The organism is Bacteroidales bacterium, from assembly GCA_035353855.1.
In the GTDB taxonomy this organism is placed as follows: domain Bacteria; phylum Bacteroidota; class Bacteroidia; order Bacteroidales; family CG2-30-32-10; genus DAOQAK01.
The window spans coordinates 21,284-42,243 of record DAOQAK010000023.1 but is presented as its reverse complement, the minus strand read 5'-3'; the positions used below and the strand labels follow the sequence as shown (position 1 = coordinate 42,243).

At 34.2% G+C, this 20,960-nt stretch carries 17 protein-coding genes; 2 read left to right on the top strand and 15 right to left on the bottom strand.

Annotated features, from left to right (window positions below; all coding sequences use genetic code 11):
- Nucleotides 1-75 precede the first annotated feature (75 nt).
- Nucleotides 76-636 (top strand): DUF4143 domain-containing protein, encoded by a 561-nt coding sequence (locus PKK00_07500; GenBank protein HNW98236.1) that lies wholly within the window; start codon nt 76-78, stop codon nt 634-636.
- Nucleotides 637-693: 57 nt separating this feature from the next.
- Here the strand turns inward: PKK00_07500 and PKK00_07495 are convergent, their stop codons facing one another.
- The 8 genes from PKK00_07495 to PKK00_07460 form a co-directional block, all read right to left on the bottom strand.
- Nucleotides 694-861: a hypothetical protein gene (locus PKK00_07495; GenBank protein HNW98235.1), complete on the bottom strand. Its 168-nt coding sequence runs from the start codon at nt 859-861 to the stop codon at nt 694-696.
- Between the two features lie 491 nt (nt 862-1,352).
- Complete coding sequence (locus tag PKK00_07490; GenBank protein ID HNW98234.1) at nt 1,353-1,730, bottom strand: hypothetical protein; 378 nt, start codon at nt 1,728-1,730, stop codon at nt 1,353-1,355.
- Nucleotides 1,724-2,800, bottom strand: a complete 1,077-nt coding sequence (locus tag PKK00_07485) for an RHS repeat-associated core domain-containing protein (GenBank protein ID HNW98233.1) — start codon at nt 2,798-2,800, stop codon at nt 1,724-1,726. The genes PKK00_07490 and PKK00_07485 overlap by 7 nt, the downstream gene beginning before the upstream one ends.
- 256 nt (nt 2,801-3,056) lie before the next feature.
- Nucleotides 3,057-3,755: a hypothetical protein gene (locus PKK00_07480; GenBank protein HNW98232.1), complete on the bottom strand. Its 699-nt coding sequence runs from the start codon at nt 3,753-3,755 to the stop codon at nt 3,057-3,059.
- Nucleotides 3,756-3,775: 20 nt separating this feature from the next.
- On the bottom strand, nt 3,776-5,833 hold the full coding sequence (locus tag PKK00_07475; GenBank protein ID HNW98231.1) for an RHS repeat-associated core domain-containing protein: 2,058 nt from the start codon (nt 5,831-5,833) through the stop codon (nt 3,776-3,778).
- 97 nt (nt 5,834-5,930) lie between these two features.
- Nucleotides 5,931-6,797: a hypothetical protein gene (locus PKK00_07470; protein ID HNW98230.1), complete on the bottom strand. Its 867-nt coding sequence runs from the start codon at nt 6,795-6,797 to the stop codon at nt 5,931-5,933.
- A gap of 69 nt (nt 6,798-6,866) precedes the next feature.
- Nucleotides 6,867-7,442, bottom strand: coding sequence for a hypothetical protein (locus PKK00_07465; GenBank protein HNW98229.1), 576 nt, complete (start codon nt 7,440-7,442; stop codon nt 6,867-6,869).
- Between the two features lie 238 nt (nt 7,443-7,680).
- Entirely contained in the window at nt 7,681-8,376 is a 696-nt protein-coding gene (locus tag PKK00_07460) for a hypothetical protein (GenBank protein HNW98228.1), read from the bottom strand.
- 302 nt (nt 8,377-8,678) lie between these two features.
- Here PKK00_07460 and PKK00_07455 point away from each other — a divergent pair, with 302 nt between their 5' ends.
- Nucleotides 8,679-9,773 (top strand): ISAs1 family transposase, encoded by a 1,095-nt coding sequence (locus PKK00_07455; protein ID HNW98227.1) that lies wholly within the window; start codon nt 8,679-8,681, stop codon nt 9,771-9,773.
- Nucleotides 9,774-10,148: 375 nt separating this feature from the next.
- On the opposite strand, the gene PKK00_07450 is transcribed toward PKK00_07455, so the two are convergent.
- The 7 genes from PKK00_07450 to rplK all read right to left on the bottom strand — a co-directional run bounded on the left by PKK00_07450 (nt 10,149) and on the right by rplK (nt 20,947).
- Nucleotides 10,149-10,463, bottom strand: coding sequence for a DUF3467 domain-containing protein (locus PKK00_07450; protein ID HNW98226.1), 315 nt, complete (start codon nt 10,461-10,463; stop codon nt 10,149-10,151).
- 61 nt (nt 10,464-10,524) lie between these two features.
- Nucleotides 10,525-14,823 (bottom strand): DNA-directed RNA polymerase subunit beta', encoded by a 4,299-nt coding sequence (gene rpoC, locus PKK00_07445; protein ID HNW98225.1) that lies wholly within the window; start codon nt 14,821-14,823, stop codon nt 10,525-10,527.
- A 66-nt stretch (nt 14,824-14,889) separates the two neighbouring features.
- Nucleotides 14,890-18,699: a DNA-directed RNA polymerase subunit beta gene (gene rpoB / locus PKK00_07440; GenBank protein ID HNW98224.1), complete on the bottom strand. Its 3,810-nt coding sequence runs from the start codon at nt 18,697-18,699 to the stop codon at nt 14,890-14,892.
- A gap of 100 nt (nt 18,700-18,799) precedes the next feature.
- Nucleotides 18,800-19,171, bottom strand: coding sequence for a 50S ribosomal protein L7/L12 (rplL, locus tag PKK00_07435; GenBank protein ID HNW98223.1), 372 nt, complete (start codon nt 19,169-19,171; stop codon nt 18,800-18,802).
- A gap of 31 nt (nt 19,172-19,202) precedes the next feature.
- Entirely contained in the window at nt 19,203-19,724 is a 522-nt protein-coding gene (gene rplJ / locus PKK00_07430) for a 50S ribosomal protein L10 (GenBank protein HNW98222.1), read from the bottom strand.
- Between the two features lie 35 nt (nt 19,725-19,759).
- Nucleotides 19,760-20,455, bottom strand: coding sequence for a 50S ribosomal protein L1 (gene rplA, locus PKK00_07425; GenBank protein ID HNW98221.1), 696 nt, complete (start codon nt 20,453-20,455; stop codon nt 19,760-19,762).
- Nucleotides 20,456-20,503: 48 nt separating this feature from the next.
- On the bottom strand, nt 20,504-20,947 hold the full coding sequence (gene rplK / locus PKK00_07420) for a 50S ribosomal protein L11 (protein HNW98220.1): 444 nt from the start codon (nt 20,945-20,947) through the stop codon (nt 20,504-20,506).
- Nucleotides 20,948-20,960: the final 13 nt, after the last annotated feature.

The window sequence follows — 20,960 nt, the reverse complement described above, 5'->3', positions numbered from 1 at the left end:
TATTTATTAAAAAGTTTTGCCGAAAAACAGGAATATTTAAACAGTCTTATTAACTCATATTTACTGAAAGATATTTTGGAATTGGATAATATAAAAAACTCTTACAAAATACTTAATATTCTTCGTTTGCTTGCATTTCAAACAGGTAGCGAAGTCTCGTATTCTGAAATAGGGCAAAAAGTATCATTAAGCCGTAATACTGTTGAACGCTACATAGACCTGCTTGAAAAAACTTTTATCATTTTTAAATTAAACGGGTTCAGTAAAAATTTAAGAAAAGAAATTGTAAAAAATTCAAAATATTATTTCTGGTATAATGGTATTCGTAACGCTGTAATTTCAAATTTCAATACACTTGAATTAAGAAATGATACAGGGCAATTATGGGAGAATTATATTATAAGCGAAAGAATTAAATTTCAGAAATTTTCGAAAGTTCATTCAAATTATTTTTTCTGGAGGACATACGACCAGCAGGAAATTGACCTTATTGAAGAACGCGATGGAAAATTATTTGCATTTGAAATTAAATACAATACTTCAAAATGCAAAACTCCTGCTGCATGGAAACAAACTTATCCCGACTCAAAATTTATTGTAATCAACAAAGATAATTATCTTGAATATATTTCATGATTCTAAATCTCAATTCTGAATTCCCTTATTAGCGTATAAAATTGTTTTCTTTTTTACTCAAAGCATTCGCCCTATCGCTGGATCATAAAGTCGCCCATTCATATTTATTAACGCAAAATTATCCAAATGTTCATGCCCTGTATATCCCCTGTCAAATATAAACGATGTTGGAACATTTGTATAACTCCAATCGCTTGCATTACGTCTGCGTCCCCCCGCCTTCATTTCATTGCGGACGGGCAAGCATGCATCAAAACTTAATTGCTCTTCAACATTTCCGCTTGCATCGGTAATTATACCGATAAGGTATTCATGAGCTCACAAGTTCGGTTGCATAAATTCACTATCCGCGATAAGTCGGGATAAATCGGCATAACAGAATCTAAGCACATTTTGCTTTTCAAATCTGCTAAGATTCTGTATACATTATACGAACCAAGATGATTGGTATACACGTAGTGCATTTTATTTATTCCTGTGCTTTTCATTTCATAAATACCCACTATGCCTGTGGTAGCGTAAATGTAAAATAATTTCCGATACAAGTTATCAGGAATTCTTTAAATAAAATATCCCCCTTTTTATTAAAGGACTATCCCTATATTTTATTGAAAGCCCCGAAATGAAAAAGATTCGGGGCTTTTGTTTTATTCAGGTAATTAATATTTATTTTATCATTCTGCACGATGGCGAACTAGCATTATCAATAACTTTTCTTATTTTTTTATTGTCCTTTTCAGTAATATCGTGTCATTATCTGTACAACAAGACCGATATTCTTTAATTAAAGCCTCATAGCCTTCTTTTTTTATCAATAACCTAATTCGAGGACATCCAAATAAACCGCCTGCCATTGTTGTAAATTCAAATCGTCCGTTTATATCAGTATACAAACATCCATTGTGAATATTCACTGTGTCACCTTTATAATATCTTGTAATACTTGAGCTATCAACGGGAACCTTTGTCGATGAATCTATAATTACACCTTGAACATGTTGTATGCAATCACAAGAATAAATGAACAGAATAAGCAAAGCCAAAACCAAATACAGTTTTATATACCTAGATAAATATTTTTTTTGTGCTACCATGTATATTGAATTTTACCAAATGAATTATAAATATAACCAAGTCTTTGAAATGCATGTGACTCCGCAGACCACTCTAATGTACCAGGTGTATCATAAACATATTTTAAACTATATTGTCTGTATTCCGACAACGTTCTTCTATAAAATCCATAAGCCCCCATTTTATTGATGTCAATAATGTGCCCTGTCTCATGATGAAGCAAATACCTGTCATAATCAGTATTTCCTGTTAATTTAACCACAACATTTCGACCTAAAGTAATACCAGCACCTCTAGGAGTGAATATAGAACCGCTTCTATATACTTGCCCATAATCCTCTAAATCGCAGTATATTTCAGGGTCTGGAATAAATGTAGGTCCCATTGTTGCAATTCTCATTCCTGCCATCCCTGCGCCAAATGCTGCGCCATAAGCAGCTCCTTTCCATAAATAAGAGGCATCTCTATTCATTGCAGCCATTACTCCACCTGCAGCAAGTCCAGATGCTCCTCCTTTAATTGAAGAAAAACCAACTTCATACAATGCATTTTTCAAACCACCACCCGCAACACCTCTAAAATCTCCAAAAGCAGCATTCACACCACCTGCGGCAGCACCTGAGAACCCACCCATAACAGCACCTGAAACCATGCCGCCAAACACATCATCATAATTACCCCCATTTAAGGCTGTTATACCTGCACCATAAGCTAAATACCCACTTGGGTCGGTATAAGCTAATGGATTATTTAAGCAATAACTGTAGCGGTTCAAGCCCTGCGTGGTAGCACTTTGTGTATAATTATCGGGGCTAAGGAAACGCCCAACTAATGGGTCGTACATACGTCCATTCATGTTTATTAAATTAAATACATCCAAATGTTCGTGCCCGGTATAACCACGGTCGAATAAAAATGTAGTTGGCAAATTAGTGTAACTCCAGTCGGTTGCATTACGCCTGCGTCCCCCCGCCTTCATTTCATTACGGACGGGCAAGCATGCATCAAAATTTAATTGCTCTTCAACATTTCCTGCTGCATTGATAATTACATTATACGAACCCAGATGGTCGGTATACACGTAGTGCATTTTATTTACATAAATTTTTATATATCTTTAAAAATGTTTCATCATTTTATCCAAGTTCAATTTCATTTTTCAAGTATAGAGCCTGTTTAAATTTCATTCATTAATTTTATGTATACTATTTTTATAAAAATCAAAATACAGAAATAATGGGCTTTATAAGAAAACAAGTTCTTTAATTATAATATAAATGTAATTTTATAAGTTACTGATAGTAAAATATTTTATAAAATTTTAAACAGGCTCATAAAGAAAATAATTATTTATTTTCTTTTATACCATTCTGTTTTATACAATAAATATCATAATATTGTTTTTCGTAATCCCCCCCCATTTCTGCTGCTTTTTTAAAATCTTCACAAGCATTTTCGATTTCTTTAATATGTATTTTGTACAAACCTCTATTAACATAATAATATGTATTTATAGTATCATATTTTATAGCCTTATCATAATCATTAATTGCCATTTTATAAATGGAATCGGGGATAGGATCAGAAAATACTTTTGTAGAATCATAATAACGATAAATTCGAAAGATTGCTCTTGTAGCATATGCCCCTGCATATGTACTATCCAAATATAAAGCTTTTTCAATATCGTCAAATATGTATTTATTATATTTACTGTCAATATAAGCATCACAATTCATTGAAAAGGCTCTTGCACAATATACTTCTGCTTTATTTATTCCTAGACATATTGCTTTAGTATAATCAGTGTAGGCTTCTTTGCAATTCATTTGTAACTTTTCTTTTACCAAACCTCTCTGATAATATGCTTCTGCATAATTTGAATCAGCATTAATTGCTTTATCAAAATCAATTAATGACTGTTTATAATTTTTTAGTTTATAATTTGCTAAACCGTTGTTAAAATTATTTTTTTTAATTGTATCTTGTGCTTTACAATTTGTAATAAACATTAAGAATATAATATAAATATATTGTAGTTTCATAATACATGGATTTTGATTTTTTATTTTAAATATATTGAGATGCCCTTATCATAATAATTTTTTTGCAGATTTAGAATTATACTCTCCATGTTCTTATAATTTAATCTTAGCATTTTATCATAATGAGGTCCATTGACTTCAATCGCAGGCAAATCTTCACTAAATCCCCAGCAACCCCAGAAATTATTTATCATATAACCTGGATGCAACAAAATATCATCATCATTTGTATTTGGATTTCCTTCATCAATTAGAAACGAAGGCCATTTATTTGTAGTACCTGCAACAATTTTATGTTCATCATCAGCTAACAATTTATATTGACTATTTAGTAATTTGTCTCTTGTTCCTAAATTATAACCTGCTTCACTTGCAACTAAATAACCCGAGTATAGTATTTTACCGTTATAAATTATTACTGTTGAACAATATTTAGCGTTTTCACCTTCTTCAGCTTTTAAAGTTTTAATAGCACCAGTTCTTGTAATATATACACCATCCTCCGAGAATTTAATAAAACCACACCCATTCAACGAGGCAGTAGCATTTGCTTGGGAAATTTTAAGCACATAATCTGTTATCGCTTTCGCAGCTTTTTCAGCAGATGTATACCACCCATCAGCTCCTTCACCATAACCTGATACATTTGTAAAAGTAAAACTTATTGAATTGCCACCTTTAACAACAGCAGCTTTTAAATCATTAAACCAATCATAGTTTTCCATTTGCAACTGATGATTAATAGCTGCCAAATCTTGTCCTGTGTTGTAACCTGCACCATAAGCTAAATACCCACTTGGGTCGGTATAAGCTAATGGATTATTTAAGCAATAACTGTAGCGGTTCAAGCCCTGCGTGGTAGCACTTTGTGTATAATTATCGGGGCTAAGGAAACGCCCAACTAATGGGTCGTACATACGTCCATTCATGTTTATTAAATTAAATACATCCAAATGTTCGTGCCCGGTATAACCACGGTCGAATAAAAATGTAGTTGGCAAATTAGTGTAACTCCAGTCGGTTGCATTACGCCTGCGTCCCCACGCATCAAAACTTAATTGTTCTTCAACGTTTCCAGTTGCATCGGTAATTACATTATAGGAACCCAAATGGTCGGTATACACGTAGTGCATTTTATTTATTCCTGTGCTTTTCATTTCATAAATACCCACTATGCCTGTGGTAGCGTAAATGTAAAATAATTTCCGATACAAGTTATCCGCATTTTTCTCTATTTCTAAATTATCAATAAAATATTTTTGTTTTATTAACGAATTGCCCGAACTGTTTTTTAGTTCGGTTTTTATACGCTGATGGTCGGCGCCATATACAAAGTCCATGTAATAATCGCCTTCGGTAATATCGTTTACTTTATTGAACGAAGTGTAATTTATTACTTGTGGATCAGTCGAAACAATAGTATTTTCGCCTGTATGCGGTGTTATTTTATTTACTGCATGAGGTTGCGCAAGCTCGTAATCATAGTCGCCCAAATTGGTTTTATATTCAATATTACCGGTCGCATCTTCAAATGTTGTTTCAACTATAGACTGCCCTGTAACTAATGATGAGCTTAAGCGATTTTTATCGTAAGTGAATGTTTCGGTAATATTATTTATATTATCACTACGGGTTTCCATTTGGAATTTGCTATTGTACGTGTATTCCAGTAACTGCTTGTAATTAACCATACCTCCGGTACTTGAACTTATACCCGTTAACAAATGATTAACCGGATCATATATTTTATCTGTTCTAATAATACCGTTTGAGGTTTTGTAATAACTAATCTGTCCAAGCGCATTCACTGTCGAACATTCCCAAATCACATCAGAGGTATTGGTATTAATAATTTTTTGCAAATCGCCGCTTATAGTGTTGTATTGGTATTGTAACGAAAATTCAGCAGAGCTATTGTAAGGGTATGAATAATTTTGCAGACGGCTTAAATTATCGTAGGTATAATCCTGCGAATATGAAGTACCATCAATGGTTGTAATTTTCTTTGATATAAGGCTGAGATCGTTGTATGTATAATTTTCGGCATAACCATTCGAAGAAGTTAATGAAGAAAGCATACCCACACCATGAGGTTTATTATTATTTCTAATAGAATAATCAATTTATCTACGTTCATATAGCAGTCTTGATTTGAACCATTTTATTAAAGAAGGGTTAATTAAATGTAAAATTCAAAGTAATACCTCCCCTCATAAAAAGATAATGTTTATTAATCTGGTATGTTCCTTCATTAAACAAATCTTGATCCCAATAATGTATATGTCTTTTATTATCAAAATCTTTTCTTAACAATAGCATCCCAATATTTGGAGTAATAGAAAGATTTGGAAATAGGATAAAACTAAACCCTAAATAATAATTTAATGTCATGGTAGGTAAAGGGAACCCAATCATTGTATGAATACCTTTGTACCCATAAAAATTTGTTATACTAACTTTTCCGTTTACATAACGAGAAGTATCACTAAATTTATGATGGTAGATATACGGATTTGCAAAATTTACTTCTAATTTATTAAATAGAAAACCAATCTTAGCTAATTTATAATAATGAATAAAAGAAAAATTTATTCCAAAATTATTCATGTTGTAAGCTTCTTTTCCTATATGAATTGCTGAATCTGGTATTGAAGGGAAATATACCGTATATCTTGTTATATCTTTACCAGAATATGTAAACTGGTAATTTCTTTGATAATAGAAGGCCCCGATCCCTAAACGGAATATATTTTTGTCATTGAAATTATGTATAAGAAAATTCCCGCATAAGTTAATATAAGGAGTTTTAACAGTAATCGGTTTCACGTTTACATCAATATAGCTATTATATGGAGCATATGATGGATCTGTTCCAATAAATTGAATATAATTATAATTCGAAACTTTAGGAACATTTATATCGTACCCACCATTAATTTCCCATATACCTTTTTTTGTATATATGTTTTGCGAATAAATTGTAAAGTATAAAAATACAAGGCACAATAACATTATTAAATGTTTATTCTTTACATTAATCATAAATAAATTACTAATTGATGAACACTTTTGTAATTTTTTAAAAATATGCTTGACCTTTGTAATAGTGATTTATTTTCCTGTATAAATAAACTCAAAATAAGTTGAAGTTTCAATATCATTATTTGAAATAAATATATTTTTATTAGGGTAACTAATTGCTTTTGACGGATAATAGATTTTTACCTTATACTTTTCATTTCGAATAAATCTTTTTATGGGAAATATATAGAGGTAAGATTTAAAAACATATGTTGAATGAGCATTTACACAAAATGATTCTTCCTTATTAAAATATTTCCAATTTTTATTTTGAACTTCATCATAAAATCCAAGCGAATAAGAACATTCTAAGATAGAATCATCTTTCATTAATATCAATTGCCATTTTGATAAGTTTTTATCTAGGTTCAAGCTATATAAATTTGTCTGAATGATTTTTTGTTTCATTAAACAAATTGTACTATCGCTATTATTATTTAAAAATAACTCTACTTTTACTATACCACTTTTTTTAATTTTTGCAGGGGCGTTAATTTTAATAAAAATATTTGTACTATCTTGGGCTTTTAAATTAAATATTAAAGCTATGAATATTATAAGTAAACCTAGCTTTTTTTTTATATAAAAATTTAATTTTATTTTCATTTGTTTTTAAGGATTATAATTTAATATTCTATTTTGACATTCAAGATAATTTGCACTAAATACATACCAAGGATTATTTCCCATATACCTTTTTTTGTGAATATGTTTTGTGAGGAAGATTGAATACTTATAAATATCAGGATTAGCCAAATATTATATTTTATTCCAAGTCTTTTAATCATTTTTTTTAGGTTTAATACATTTTTTTAAAAGTTCTAAATCATATATTTTCACAAAGTTATTTATTTTTATTTTTTATATATATTTTCCAATCTTCTTTATTACACCAAAACCATTTCTCCTTTTTTAACCAGGTATCCGATGGTAACTGTAAATTGGTTTCAATAAATTTATATGTTTTAGGTATTTCAGCATCTCCTCTTATTTCTTTGTCATCAATCAAATTCTTACTATAAATTGGAGATAGGGAACTATCATTATTTATTAAATACCAATTCTCAAATAAGTACCAATATGGATTAGGCCATGTTTGAGAATTTACAGTTTGCATTTTTATTGTATCACCAATAACTTTATATACGCCCCAATTATATCCATAGAAAACAGATGTTTCAGGTTGTTTGTTCTGCGATACCATTTTTAAAAACTGATTTGTTGTTTCAGTATCACAATTGGCACATTTTAACCCTCCAAATTGTCCTTTAACAACTATACCATCCTTAAAAAATATTATTCTATGATAAGTAGGATTACAGGGAACTGTATCGGTTAATTTTCCATTATAATCGTATGTGTATCGATAATTATTAATAAACATATAATAACCATTCATTTGAATTTTTGAATGGTTATTATTAGCATTTGAGTCATAGCAAAGTGTAAAATTCTTTTTAACTCTTATGGGAACAATACCAGCACAAGAATAAAAAAGCACTCCAAAACTCAATATAAACAATTTTAAACCTGTTACCATAGCGAATAAGGATTACTATAACCATAATAATTGTATGTACCGTATTGAAAATAGTCGTACTTATTGAAAAAGTGTCTTAACCCCCTATAAGTTGGACATTTTTTTTAAAAGAGTTTAGAACATTTTCGTTTAAATCGTCCTTCATCTTCCGAGAAGCAAAGGTAGCCGTATTTCCGAAAATGTCAAGGGCAAGACGAGTGTCCTCAGGGCGAACGCATTATAATTACAAACAGGGCGATATTGAAAACTACCCATATTAATTTGTCGTATGGAATAAAAAAATTAGTTGCTTTCAGGAAAAAATGGAAGCACCAATTAATTTTTTTACAGAAATAAAAGATCCCCGAATAGAAAGGTGTAAGGAACATCTATTAGAGGACATAATTTTCATCACGATAGCAGCAGTGATATGTGGTTCTGAGACATGGAATGATATAGAGAACTATGGAATAGCGAAAGAGTCATGGTTACGAAAGTTTTTGAAATTGCCCAACGGCATTCCTTCTCACGATACATTTAATAGGCTCTTTAGTTTATTGGATCCCAAACAGCTTGAAGAAGCATTTATAAATTGGGTAAAGTCAATAGCAAAAATAACAGAAGGAGAAATTGTCAGTATCGACGGTAAAACCATAAGAGGTTCCAGAAATAAGGGTTCTAAATCCTTTGTACACATGGTTAGTGCCTGGTCAAGCAACAATCATATGCTATTGGGCCAGGTAAAAACGGATGAAAAATCAAACGAGATAACAGCAATACCAAAACTTTTGGAAGTTCTTGAACTCAACGGCTGCATTGTTACAATAGATGCAATGGGATGCCAGACAGAAATAGCAGAAAAAATTAAGAGGAAAGGAGCTGATTATATATTGGCCGTTAAAGGTAATCAGGGTACATTAGAAGAAGGCATTCCAGATGTTGTCAGATTTACAAAACCGATTGACCAATTTGAGGAAAATGATTTTGGGCATGGACGGATTGAACAGCGAAAATGTTATGTATACACTGATCTTTCACATATCTCATGTACTCAAAAATGGAAGGATATGAAATCAATAATAAAAGTAGAAGCGCAAAGAACAATTAAATCCAATAGTAAAATAGAAACAGAGACCAGATTTTATATAAGCAGCCTACAACCTGACGCAAAAAAAATGGGAGAAGCTATAAGAAAACACTGGGGAATAGAAAATTCCTTGCATTGGGTTTTAGATGTTTCTTTTGGAGAGGATAGGAGCATGAAACATAATGTTAATGCTATTGAAAACTTTTCAATTATCAATAGAGTCGCTCTTACTTTGGTCAAACAAGATAAATCAAAGAAACGTAGTGTAAGGGGCAAAAGACTTGATGCTGCTTGGGATAATGATTTCCTTTTAAAAATCTTGAAAAATTAAAATGCGTTCGCCCTGATATTTTATAATAATAATTTTTTTATATCAATTTTATCATAGTAAAGATAAACCTATAAAAAAATCAAATAAAACTACTAACCAGTTTTGGCAGGGCAAACGCATCTAAATTTTAGCTTCTACAACCATTGAAAACACTGAAATCATTTTTAAAAATTTAATCAAAAATTAAAAATATTTGAATTATGTATTTTTATAAACAGTTGAACTTCATAGTATTTGTATTAATTTAGATGCGTTTGCCCTGCCAGTTTTGGGTTCTATTGAATAAGTTAACGGCAAGTTTAAACAAGTTAACGAATAAAAAAAGCTGTTCCTAAACAGAAACAGCTTTTATAATTCTATATGAAATTTTTCTTTTTATGCCTCAGGTAACGGACCACCGAAATTCATCGGAAATGAAGTAATATCAGTTACTTTGATAGCGCCATGTGCCGCTTCGTATTTGGCAATATTTTCTTTTAAAGCAGTAAGCAATCGTTTTGCATGCTGAGGCGTAAGAATAATACGTGATTTCACTTTTGCTTTTGGAATTCCCGGAAGCATTTTTATGAAATCAATTACAAACTCAGAATTGGAATGCGTGATTATTGCCAGGTTTGAATATATTCCATCTGCTACATCTTCGGGTAGCTCGATGTTCACCTGGTTATTTACGTTTTGTTCGTCTGCCATTTTCAATTTTAGATTTTAGTCCGCCATGACGGATCAGGTTTACGATTCGCATTCTAAACTATTATTCAGCAACTGCTTCCTTTGATGCTAACAAGCTTTGATATTCTTCCATTGAACCTACAACTATGTTATCATAATCACGGCATCCTGTTCCGGCAGGAATTAAATGACCTACAAGAACGTTCTCTTTCAAGCCTGCCAAATCATCATCTTTTGCACTAACGGCAGCTTCAGTAAGCACCTTGGTAGTTTCCTGGAATGATGCAGCTGATAACCAACTCTTGGTCTGCAATGAAGCCCTGGTAATACCCTGTAATATCTGGCTGGATGTTGCGGGAATAGCATCGCGTGCTTCAACAAGTTTCTTATCTTTACGTTTCAGCAATGAATTTTCATCGCGTAATTTACGTGCAGTAATAATTTGTCCTTGTTTCAGGTTTGGTGATTCGCCGGTTTCAACAACAACTTTTTTCCCAAATATCCAATCGTTTTCTTCAAAGAAATCAATTTTATTTACAATTTCTCCTTCAAGGAATTTAGTATCGCCTGGGTCAACAATTTCAACCTTACGCATCATCTGGCGAACAATAACTTCAAAATGCTTGTCGTTAATTTTCACACCCTGTAAACGATAAACTTCCTGTACTTCGTTCACTAAATATTCCTGAACCTTTGTAGGTCCTTTAATTGCCAGAATATCGGAAGGTGTAATAGCGCCATCAGATAAAGGAGTACCTGCTTTTATATAGTCATTTTCCTGTGCAAGTATTTGTTTTGATAATGGAACCAGGTAACGTTTTTCTTCTCCTGTTTTCGATGTGATGATAACCTCACGATTTCCTCTTTTAATTTTTTTAGAGAATGAAACTACACCATCAATTTCGGAAACAATAGCCGGGTCAGAAGGATTACGTGCTTCAAATAATTCAGTAACACGTGGAAGTCCGCCTGTGATATCGCCTGCTTTCCCAACATTTCTCGGGATTTTCACAAGTATATCTCCAGCTTTAATTTTATCGTGATCGCTGACAATGATATGTGCTCCTACAGGTAAATCGTATGTCTTGATAATCTCTTTTGTAGAATCAACAATATTAATAGCAGGATTCCTGCTCTTATCGCGGCTTTCGATAATAACTTTTTCATGGTAACCGGTTTGTTCATCCGATTCAACATGGAATGTCATATTTTCAATGATATTTTCAAATGCTGCTTTTCCTGAATGTTCAGAAAGTATAACTGCATTGAATGGGTCCCAGTCGCAAATCAAATCGCCTTTTTTAACAACATCACCGTTTTTAAAGAATAATCTTGCGCCATAAGGAATCTGACTATTGGTAAGAATAATTTTTGTATTCTTATCAACAATCCTCATTTCAGCGGAACGACCTATAACGATATCATATTTTTCAGGTTCGTTACCTTTTTCGCTTTTTGATGCTTCATATTCAATATAACGTAACTCTTCAAATTCAACGATTCCATCGAATTTTGCTTCAACGCTTGATGAAGAAGCAATATTAACACCAGCCACACCACCGACATGGAATGTACGAAGAGTAAGCTGTGTTCCCGGTTCACCGATTGATTGTGCTGCAATAACTCCAACGGCTTCGCCTTTCTGCACCATATAACCTGTAGCCAGGTTACGTCCGTAACATTTTGCACAAACGCCATGTTTCGATTCACAGGTTAACACGGAACGAATATCAACTGATTCAATAGGAGAATCTTTAATTTCTGAACATACATCTTCTGTAAGTTCTTGTCCGGCTGCTATAATCAGTTTACCGGTGAATGGATGATAAATATCGTGTAAGGTAGTACGACCAAGAATTCTGTCGTATAAACTTTCAACAACTTCTTCATTGTTTTTCAAAGCGCTTGTAGTTAATCCGCGCAATGTTCCGCAATCTTCCTCGTTAATAACAATATCCTGAGCCACATCAACCAAACGACGTGTTAAATAACCGGCATCAGCTGTTTTAAGAGCAGTATCGGCAAGACCTTTACGTGCACCGTGTGTTGAGATAAAGTACTCAAGAATAGAAAGGCCTTCTTTAAAGTTAGAGATAATAGGATTCTCAATAATTTCACCACCTGTAGCGCCTGATTTTTGTGGCTTAGCCATCAAACCTCTCATTCCGCACAACTGACGAATCTGTTCTTTGGAACCACGGGCACCAGAATCAAGCATCATATAAACAGGGTTGAATCCACTATGATCTTTCGATAAACGATCCATCAGGGATTGAGTAATCTTAGAATTGGTATGTGTCCAGATATCAATAATCTGGTTATAACGCTCATTGTTTGTAATGAATCCCATTCCGTAATTATTCATTACTTCATCCACTTCACCATTGGCTTGTTTAATGAATTGTTCTTTTACATCAGGAATTACAACATCGCTGAGTTTAAATGATAAACAACCTTTGAATGCCATCTTAAACCCAAGATCTTTAATATCATCAAGAAATTTTGCCGTAGCTTTAATACCTGTCTTCTTCAATATGTCACCAATGATATCTCTTAACGATTTCTTCGTTAAAAGTTCATTGATATAACCATATTCTTTAGGAACAACAAGATTGAAAAGAACGCGCCCAACAGTAGTTTCAATTATTTTTATCTCGCCTTTATCTTCTGTTCTTACTTTAATAAAAGCATGAAGGTCAACTTTCTTCTCATTATACGCGATAATAACTTCTTCAGGAGAATAGAATTTCATTCCTTCACCATGAACAATATGATCATTATTGCTCTTGCGGCCTTTGGTCATATAATAAAGACCCAGTACCATATCCTGCGAAGGAACAGCAATAGGCGCTCCGTTAGCAGGGTTCAGAATATTATGCGAAGCCAGCATCAGCATTTGTGCTTCAAGTATCGCAGCATGACCAAGTGGAACGTGAACAGCCATCTGGTCACCGTCGAAGTCGGCGTTGAATGCGGTACAAACAAGCGGGTGTAACTGAATAGCTTTACCTTCGATCAATTTAGGCTGGAAAGCCTGGATACCTAAACGGTGCAGTGTAGGCGCACGGTTCAGTAATATAGGGTGACCTTTTAAAACATTTTCAAGAATATCCCAAACAACAGGATCCTTGCGGTCAACTATTTTCTTTGCTGATTTAACGGTTTTTACAATACCTCTCTCCAACATTTTGCGGATAATGAATGGCTTGAATAATTCAGAAGCCATGTCTTTTGGAATACCGCATTCGTGCAGCTTAAGTTCAGGACCTACAACAATTACCGAACGTGCAGAATAATCAACACGTTTACCAAGTAAGTTCTGACGGAAACGCCCCTGTTTACCTTTAAGACTATCGCTTAATGATTTTAAAGCACGGTTCGATTCGGTTTTTACTGCATTTACTTTTCTTGAATTATCGAATAATGAATCAACAGCTTCCTGTAACATACGCTTTTCGTTGCGAAGGATAACATCGGGAGCTTTAATTTCAACTAATCTTTTTAAACGGTTATTACGAATAATAACTCTTCTGTATAAATCATTTAAATCAGATGTAGCAAAACGACCACCATCAAGAGGAACAAGAGGACGAAGTTCAGGCGGAATAACTGGAACTACTTTAACAATCATCCACTCAGGTCTGTTTTCAAGGCGTTTGTTTCCATCGCGGAAAGATTCAACAACCTGCAATCTTTTTAAAGCTTCCTGTTTTCTTTGCTGTGATGTTTCATTATTTGCTTTATGACGCAAATCGTATGAAAGCTGATCTAAATCCAATTTTGATAATAGATCATGTAACGCATCGGCACCCATTTTTGCAATGAATTTATTTGGATCGTCATCGTCGAGCATTTGATTTTCTTTAGGAAGAGTTTCCAGAATATTGAAATATTCTTCTTCTGTAAGAAAATCAAGATAATTAACACCATCAACCTGTTTTACACCCGGATTTATCACAACATATCTTTCGTAATAAATAATGGTATCAAGCTTTTTAGTAGGCAATCCCAGAAGATAGCCAATTTTATTCGGCAATGAACGGAAAAACCATATATGAGCCACAGGAACTGTAAGCTGTATATGCCCCATTCTTTCTCTTCTTACTTTTTTTTCGGTAACTTCAACACCGCAGCGGTCGCAAACAATACCTTTGTAACGTATTCTTTTGTACTTGCCGCAATGACATTCCCAATCTTTCACCGGTCCGAATATTCTTTCGCAAAACAATCCATCGCGTTCGGGCTTGTATGTACGGTAATTGATGGTTTCAGGCTTAAGCACTTCTCCGCTGGAACGTTCAAGTATTGCTTCAGGTGAAGCCAAACTTATCGTTATCTTATTGAAGATGCTCTTTACATTGTTCTCTTTTCTGAAGGCCATATATTGTATCGATATATTTAACTAAGAAAAAATTTGTACTGTTATATTTCAAGTTTAAATTTGAAATTAATCAAATGAGATATTCAAACCAAGTCCTCTTAACTCGTGAACCAATACATTGAATGATTCAGGAACACCAGGAGTCGGCATGGTTTCGCCCTTAACAATTGCTTCGTATGCTTTGGCTCTTCCAACAACATCATCGGATTTTACTGTTAAGATTTCCTGAAGAATATTAGCTGCACCGAATGCTTCGAGTGCCCAAACTTCCATTTCACCAAAACGCTGTCCTCCAAATTGTGCTTTACCACCAAGAGGTTGCTGAGTAATTAATGAGTATGGGCCTATAGAACGGGCATGCATTTTATCGTCAACCATATGTCCCAGTTTCATCATATATATTACACCAACAGTAGCTGATTGATCGAAACGTTCGCCGGTTCCACCATCATAAAGGAATACTTTTCCGTTTTCGGGTAAACCTGCTTTGGTCATATATTCATTGATTTCTTCAATTGTGGCTCCATCAAAAATCGGTGAAGAAAACTGTATACCCATTTTCTTTCCTGCCCAACCTAAAACAGTTTCATAAATCTGCCCAAGGTTCATACGCGAAGGTACGCCAAGAGGGTTAAGAACAATGTCTACAGGTGTGCCATCTTCAAGGAAAGGCATATCTTCGTCGCGAACAATTTTTGCAACAATACCTTTATTTCCGTGACGACCAGCCATTTTATCGCCCACTTTTAGTTTTCGTTTTTTAGCAACAAAAACTTTTGCAAGTTGTACAATACCACTTGGTAAATCATCACCAACAGTAGCCGAGAATTTCTGGCGGTTGTAATGTCCAAGAATATCTTTAAGTTTGATATTATAATTATGGAGTAATTCCTTAATTAAATCATTTTTGTCTTTATCAGTTGTCCACTTGTTAGGGTTCACAGAAGTATAATCAATACCCATCAACATCTTTTGTGTGAATTTAGCTCCACGCTGAATCACCACTTCTTTAAAGTTGTTATGAACACCCTGGGAAGTTTTACCTGAAACCAATATAATAAGCTTATCTACAAGTTTTGTTTTAAGTTCTTGTTCAGCTTTATTGAAATTATCTTCCAAATTAGATAGGAGAACTTTTTCTTTAGTTTTTGTCTTTCTATCTTTTATTACACGGGAGAATAATTTTTTATCGATAACTACACCACGTAATGATGGAGGCGCTTTCAGAGAAGCATCTTTCACATCACCGGCTTTATCACCGAAAATAGCCCTGAGTAATTTTTCTTCAGGAGTTGGATCGGTTTCGCCTTTTGGTGTAATTTTTCCTATAAGAATATCCCCTTCAACAACTTCAGCACCAATACGTATCAGACCGTTTTCGTCCAGGTCTTTTGTTGCTTCTGCACTAACATTAGGAATATCATTTGTTAATTCCTCAATACCTCTTTTGGTATCGCGAACTTCAAGAATATACTCATCAATATGCAATGAAGTAAACCAATCTTCACGAACAACTTTTTCATTAATTACGATTGCATCTTCAAAGTTATATCCTTTCCATGGCATGAAAGCTACCATTAGATTTCGTCCTAATGCAATCTGACCGTTCTTAGTTGCATAACCTTCACAAATAACCTGTCCTTTTTTAACCTTATCCCCTTTTTGTACAATAGGATTAAGGTTCAAACAAGTATTCTGGTTTGTTTTAGAAAATTTAAGAAGTTTATAAGATTTGATATCATCATCAAAACTTACAAGTTTCTCATCATCCGTTCTTGAATAACGGATTACAATTTCATTTGCATCAACATATTCAACAACGCCTTCGCCTTCTGCATTTATAAGTACCCTGGAATCTCTTGCAACTGTGCCTTCCAGTCCTGTACCTACTATAGAAACTTCAGGTTTCAACAGTGGAACTGCCTGACGCATCATGTTCGACCCCATAAGAGCACGGTTGGCATCATCATGTTCGAGGAACGGGATTAATGATGCAGCAATAGAAGCAATCTGGTTAGGCGCGATATCCATCAAGTCGATTTTTTCAGGCTCAACAATTGGATAATCGGCTAAGTATCTGGCTTTGATTTTGGGTTCTTCAAAATTTCCATCGGCTAAAAGAGGAGTATTTGCCTGTGCAATTACTTTCATCTCTTCTTCTTCAGCGCTTAGGTAAATAGGCTTTTCTTTCAGCTCAACCTTTCCTTCTTTCACAAGGCGGTAAGGTGTTTCAATAAAACCGAGCTGATTGATTTTTGCATAAACGCAAAGCGATGAAATAAGTCCGATGTTCGGTCCTTCCGGTGTTTCAATAGTACAAAGTCGTCCGTAATGTGTGTAGTGAACGTCACGTACTTCAAACCCTGCTCTCTCGCGTGATAATCCACCGGGGCCCAATGCTGATAATCTTCGTTTATTAGTAATTTCTGCCAGAGGATTGGTCTGGTCCATAAACTGCGACAATTGGTTAGTTCCAAAAAATGAATTGATAACGGAAGAAAGTGTTTTTGCATTTATCAAATCGGTAGGAGTAAACACTTCGTTATCGCGAACATTCATTCTTTCGCGAATTGTTCTTGCCATACGTGCAAGACCAACACCAAACTGAGCATATAACTGCTCGCCAACTGTTCTGACTCTTCTGTTGCTCAAGTGGTCAATATCGTCCACTTCAGCCTTAGAGTTAACAAGTTCAATAAGGAACTTGATAATTAAAATAATATCTTCTTTTGTTAAAACTTTACTATCGATAGAAGCATCACGATTCAATTTTTTATTGATACGGTAACGTCCAACATCACCCAAATCGTAACGTTTGTCTGAGAAGAAAAGTTTTTCAATAATTCCGCGTGCTGTTTCTTCATCAGGTGGTTCAGCATTTCTAAGCTGACGGTAAATATATTCAACAGCTTCTTTTGCCGAGTTTGCAGTATCTTTTTGTAAGGTATTATAGATAATTGCATAGTCGGAATAGTTGCTTTCTTCTTTATGAACAAGGATAGATTTTACACCTGCATCAACGATCAGGTCGATATGTTCATTGGTAAGAACCGTTTCACGGTCAATAATCACTTCAGTACGTTCTATTGAAACAACTTCACCGGTATCCTCATCAACAAAATCTTCTACCCATGAACGCAATACTCTTGCGGCAAGTTTTTGACCAACATATTTTTTCAGGCCGGTTTTGCTGACTTTTATTTCATCAGCTAAACCAAATATTTCGAGGATGCTTTTATCGCTCTCGAAACCTATAGCTCTTAAAAGAGTGGTTACAGGTAATTTTTTCTTACGGTCGATATAAGCATACATCACGTTATTTATATCGGTAGCGAATTCCATCCATGAACCCTTGAAAGGAATGATACGTGCCGAATATAAAGGTGTTCCGTTAGCATGCCTGCTGGAACCGAAGAACACACCGGGTGAGCGGTGTAACTGTGAAACCACAACTCTTTCAGCACCATTAATGCAGAAAGTGCCTTTAGGAGTCATATAAGGTATGGTACCTAAATACACATCCTGAATGATGGTTTCAAAATCCTCATGTTCAGGATCGGTACAATACAATTTCAATTTTGCTTTAAGAGGAACACTATAAGTAAGACCTCTTTCAATACATTCGTCAATTGAATACCTGGGTGGATCGATATAATAATCTAAGAATTCAAGAACGAAGTTATTTCTTGCATCAGTAATTGGGAAATTTTCTGCAAAAACTTTATATAACCCTTCGTTCTTACGATCTTCAGATGTGGTTTCCAATTGAAAAAAATCCTGGAAGGATTTTAACTGGATATCCAAGAAATCAGGATAATCAAACTGATTTGTCGTTGACGCAAAATTGACGCGCTGTTTAATATTTTTCTGTGCCAAGGTTGGAAGATTTAAGTTAACGTAAATAAAGTGATTAAAAAAATAAGAAAGTACAGGCCTCTTATATAAAAAAGCCTGTACTTAAATAATTATCAAATTATTACTTAACTTCAACTTCTGCTCCTGCTTCAGTTAATTGTTTTCTCAATGATTCAGCTTCGTCTTTAGTAATACCTTCTTTTATAGGTTTTGGAGCTGCATCAACCAATTCTTTTGCTTCTTTAAGACCAAGACTGGTAAGCTCTTTTACTAATTTAACAACAGCAAGTTTCTGAGGACCGGCTGATTTAAGAACTACATCAAACTGTGTTTTTTCTTCAGCTGCTGCGGCTGTTGCTGCAGGTGCTGCAACTACTGCTGCTGCGGCTGCTGGCTCAATACCGTATTCTTCTTTTAAAACTTTTGCCAATTCGTTAACTTCTTTTACAGTAAGGTTTACTAACTGTTCTGCTAAAGATTTAATGTCTGCCATTTTATTTTATTTTTATTGTTTTACAAATTGATTAATTACTTTTTTCTGATAATGTTTTTACGATTCCTGCGATGTTTTGACCGCCTGATTGTAAGGCTCCTATTACATTTCTTACAGGTGTCTGTAACAATGCAACGATATCGCCGATAAGTTCATTTTTAGATTTAATATTTACAAGTACCTCTAATTGGTCTGCACCAACAAAACATGTTTCTTCTACATATGCACCTTTAAGAACAGGTTTAGGAAAATTCTTCCTGAATTCTTTTATTAATCGTGCAGGAACGTTTCCTGTATCGGAGAACATGATTGAAGTAGTACCTTTTAATACATCGTATAATGAACCAAAATCCCTATTGGTTTTTTCCATCGCTTTTTTAAGCAAGGTATTTTTTACAACCTGAAGCTCAACATTTCTTCTGAAACAAAGCCTTCTGAGTTTATTTGTTGTATCAACATTCAATTCAGAAATATCTGCCAGATAGAAGTTGCTGTGTTTATTCAGTTGTTCTACCAGGGAATCGATGATCTGATTTTTGTCTTCTTTTCTCATATCATTTAATTCTTCATAATTTAGAACACCAATAATTATAAGGATACAGATTTTGGTTCAATCTGTATACCCGGACTCATGGTGCTGGACATATAAATGCTTTTGATATAGGTACCTTTAGCTGATGCAGGTTTTAATTTAATGATAGTCTGCAACAGTTCTCTGGCATTGTCGGCAATTTTTTCTGCATCAAACGATACTTTCGCAACGCGGGTATGAATGATACCATATTTATCAACTTTAAAATCAATTTTTCCGCCTTTTACTTCTTTTACAGCTTTACCAACTTCCATAGTAACCGTACCGGTTTTAGGATTTGGCATAAGTCCGCGCGGGCCAAGAATTTTTCCCAAAGCACCTACTTTAGGCATAACACTGGGCATAGTGATTATTACATCAACATCTGTCCAACCGCCTTTAATCTTTTCAACATATTCATCCAGTCCAACATAGTCGGCTCCGTTTGCTTTAGCTTCTTCTTCTTTATCCGGAGTACAAAGCACCAAAACTCTTACAACTTTACCTGTACCGTGAGGAAGCGTTACGATACCTCTTACCATTTGGTTTGCTTTGCGGGGATCTACACCTAAACGTACATCAACATCAACCGATGCATCGAATTTGGTATAGTTAACACTTTTTACCAGTGCTGCCGCTTCTGACAAAGAATAGATTTTGTCCTTATCGAACTTAGCTAAAACTTCTTTCTGTTTTTTTGTAAGTTTTGCCATTTTTTAGTTTTTTCTAATAACTTATTATTAAATCCCCTCTACAGTTAGTTATAATTCAAAAGGAGCATTGCCTTTAATGGTCAAACCCATGCTTCTTGCTGTTCCTGCTACCATTCTCATAGCTGATTCCACAGTAAAGCAATTCAGGTCGGGCATTTTATTTTCGGCAATTAGTTTAATTTGATCCCAAGAAACTGATCCAACTTTGTTGCGGTTAGGTTCCGGAGAACCTGATTTTAATTTTGCAGCTTCAATAAGTTGAACAGCAACAGGAGGTGTTTTAATAATAAAATCAAAAGTTTTATCCTTATAAACAGTAATGATTACCGGGATAACCTTACCGGCACTATCCTGAGTACGAGCATTAAACTGTTTACAGAATTCCATTATGTTCACACCCTTAGAACCCAATGCAGGTCCTACCGGAGGTGAAGGATTGGCCTGACCACCTTTGATTTGTAGTTTAATTAATCCGCTAACTTCTTTTGCCATTTTTAATCTGTTT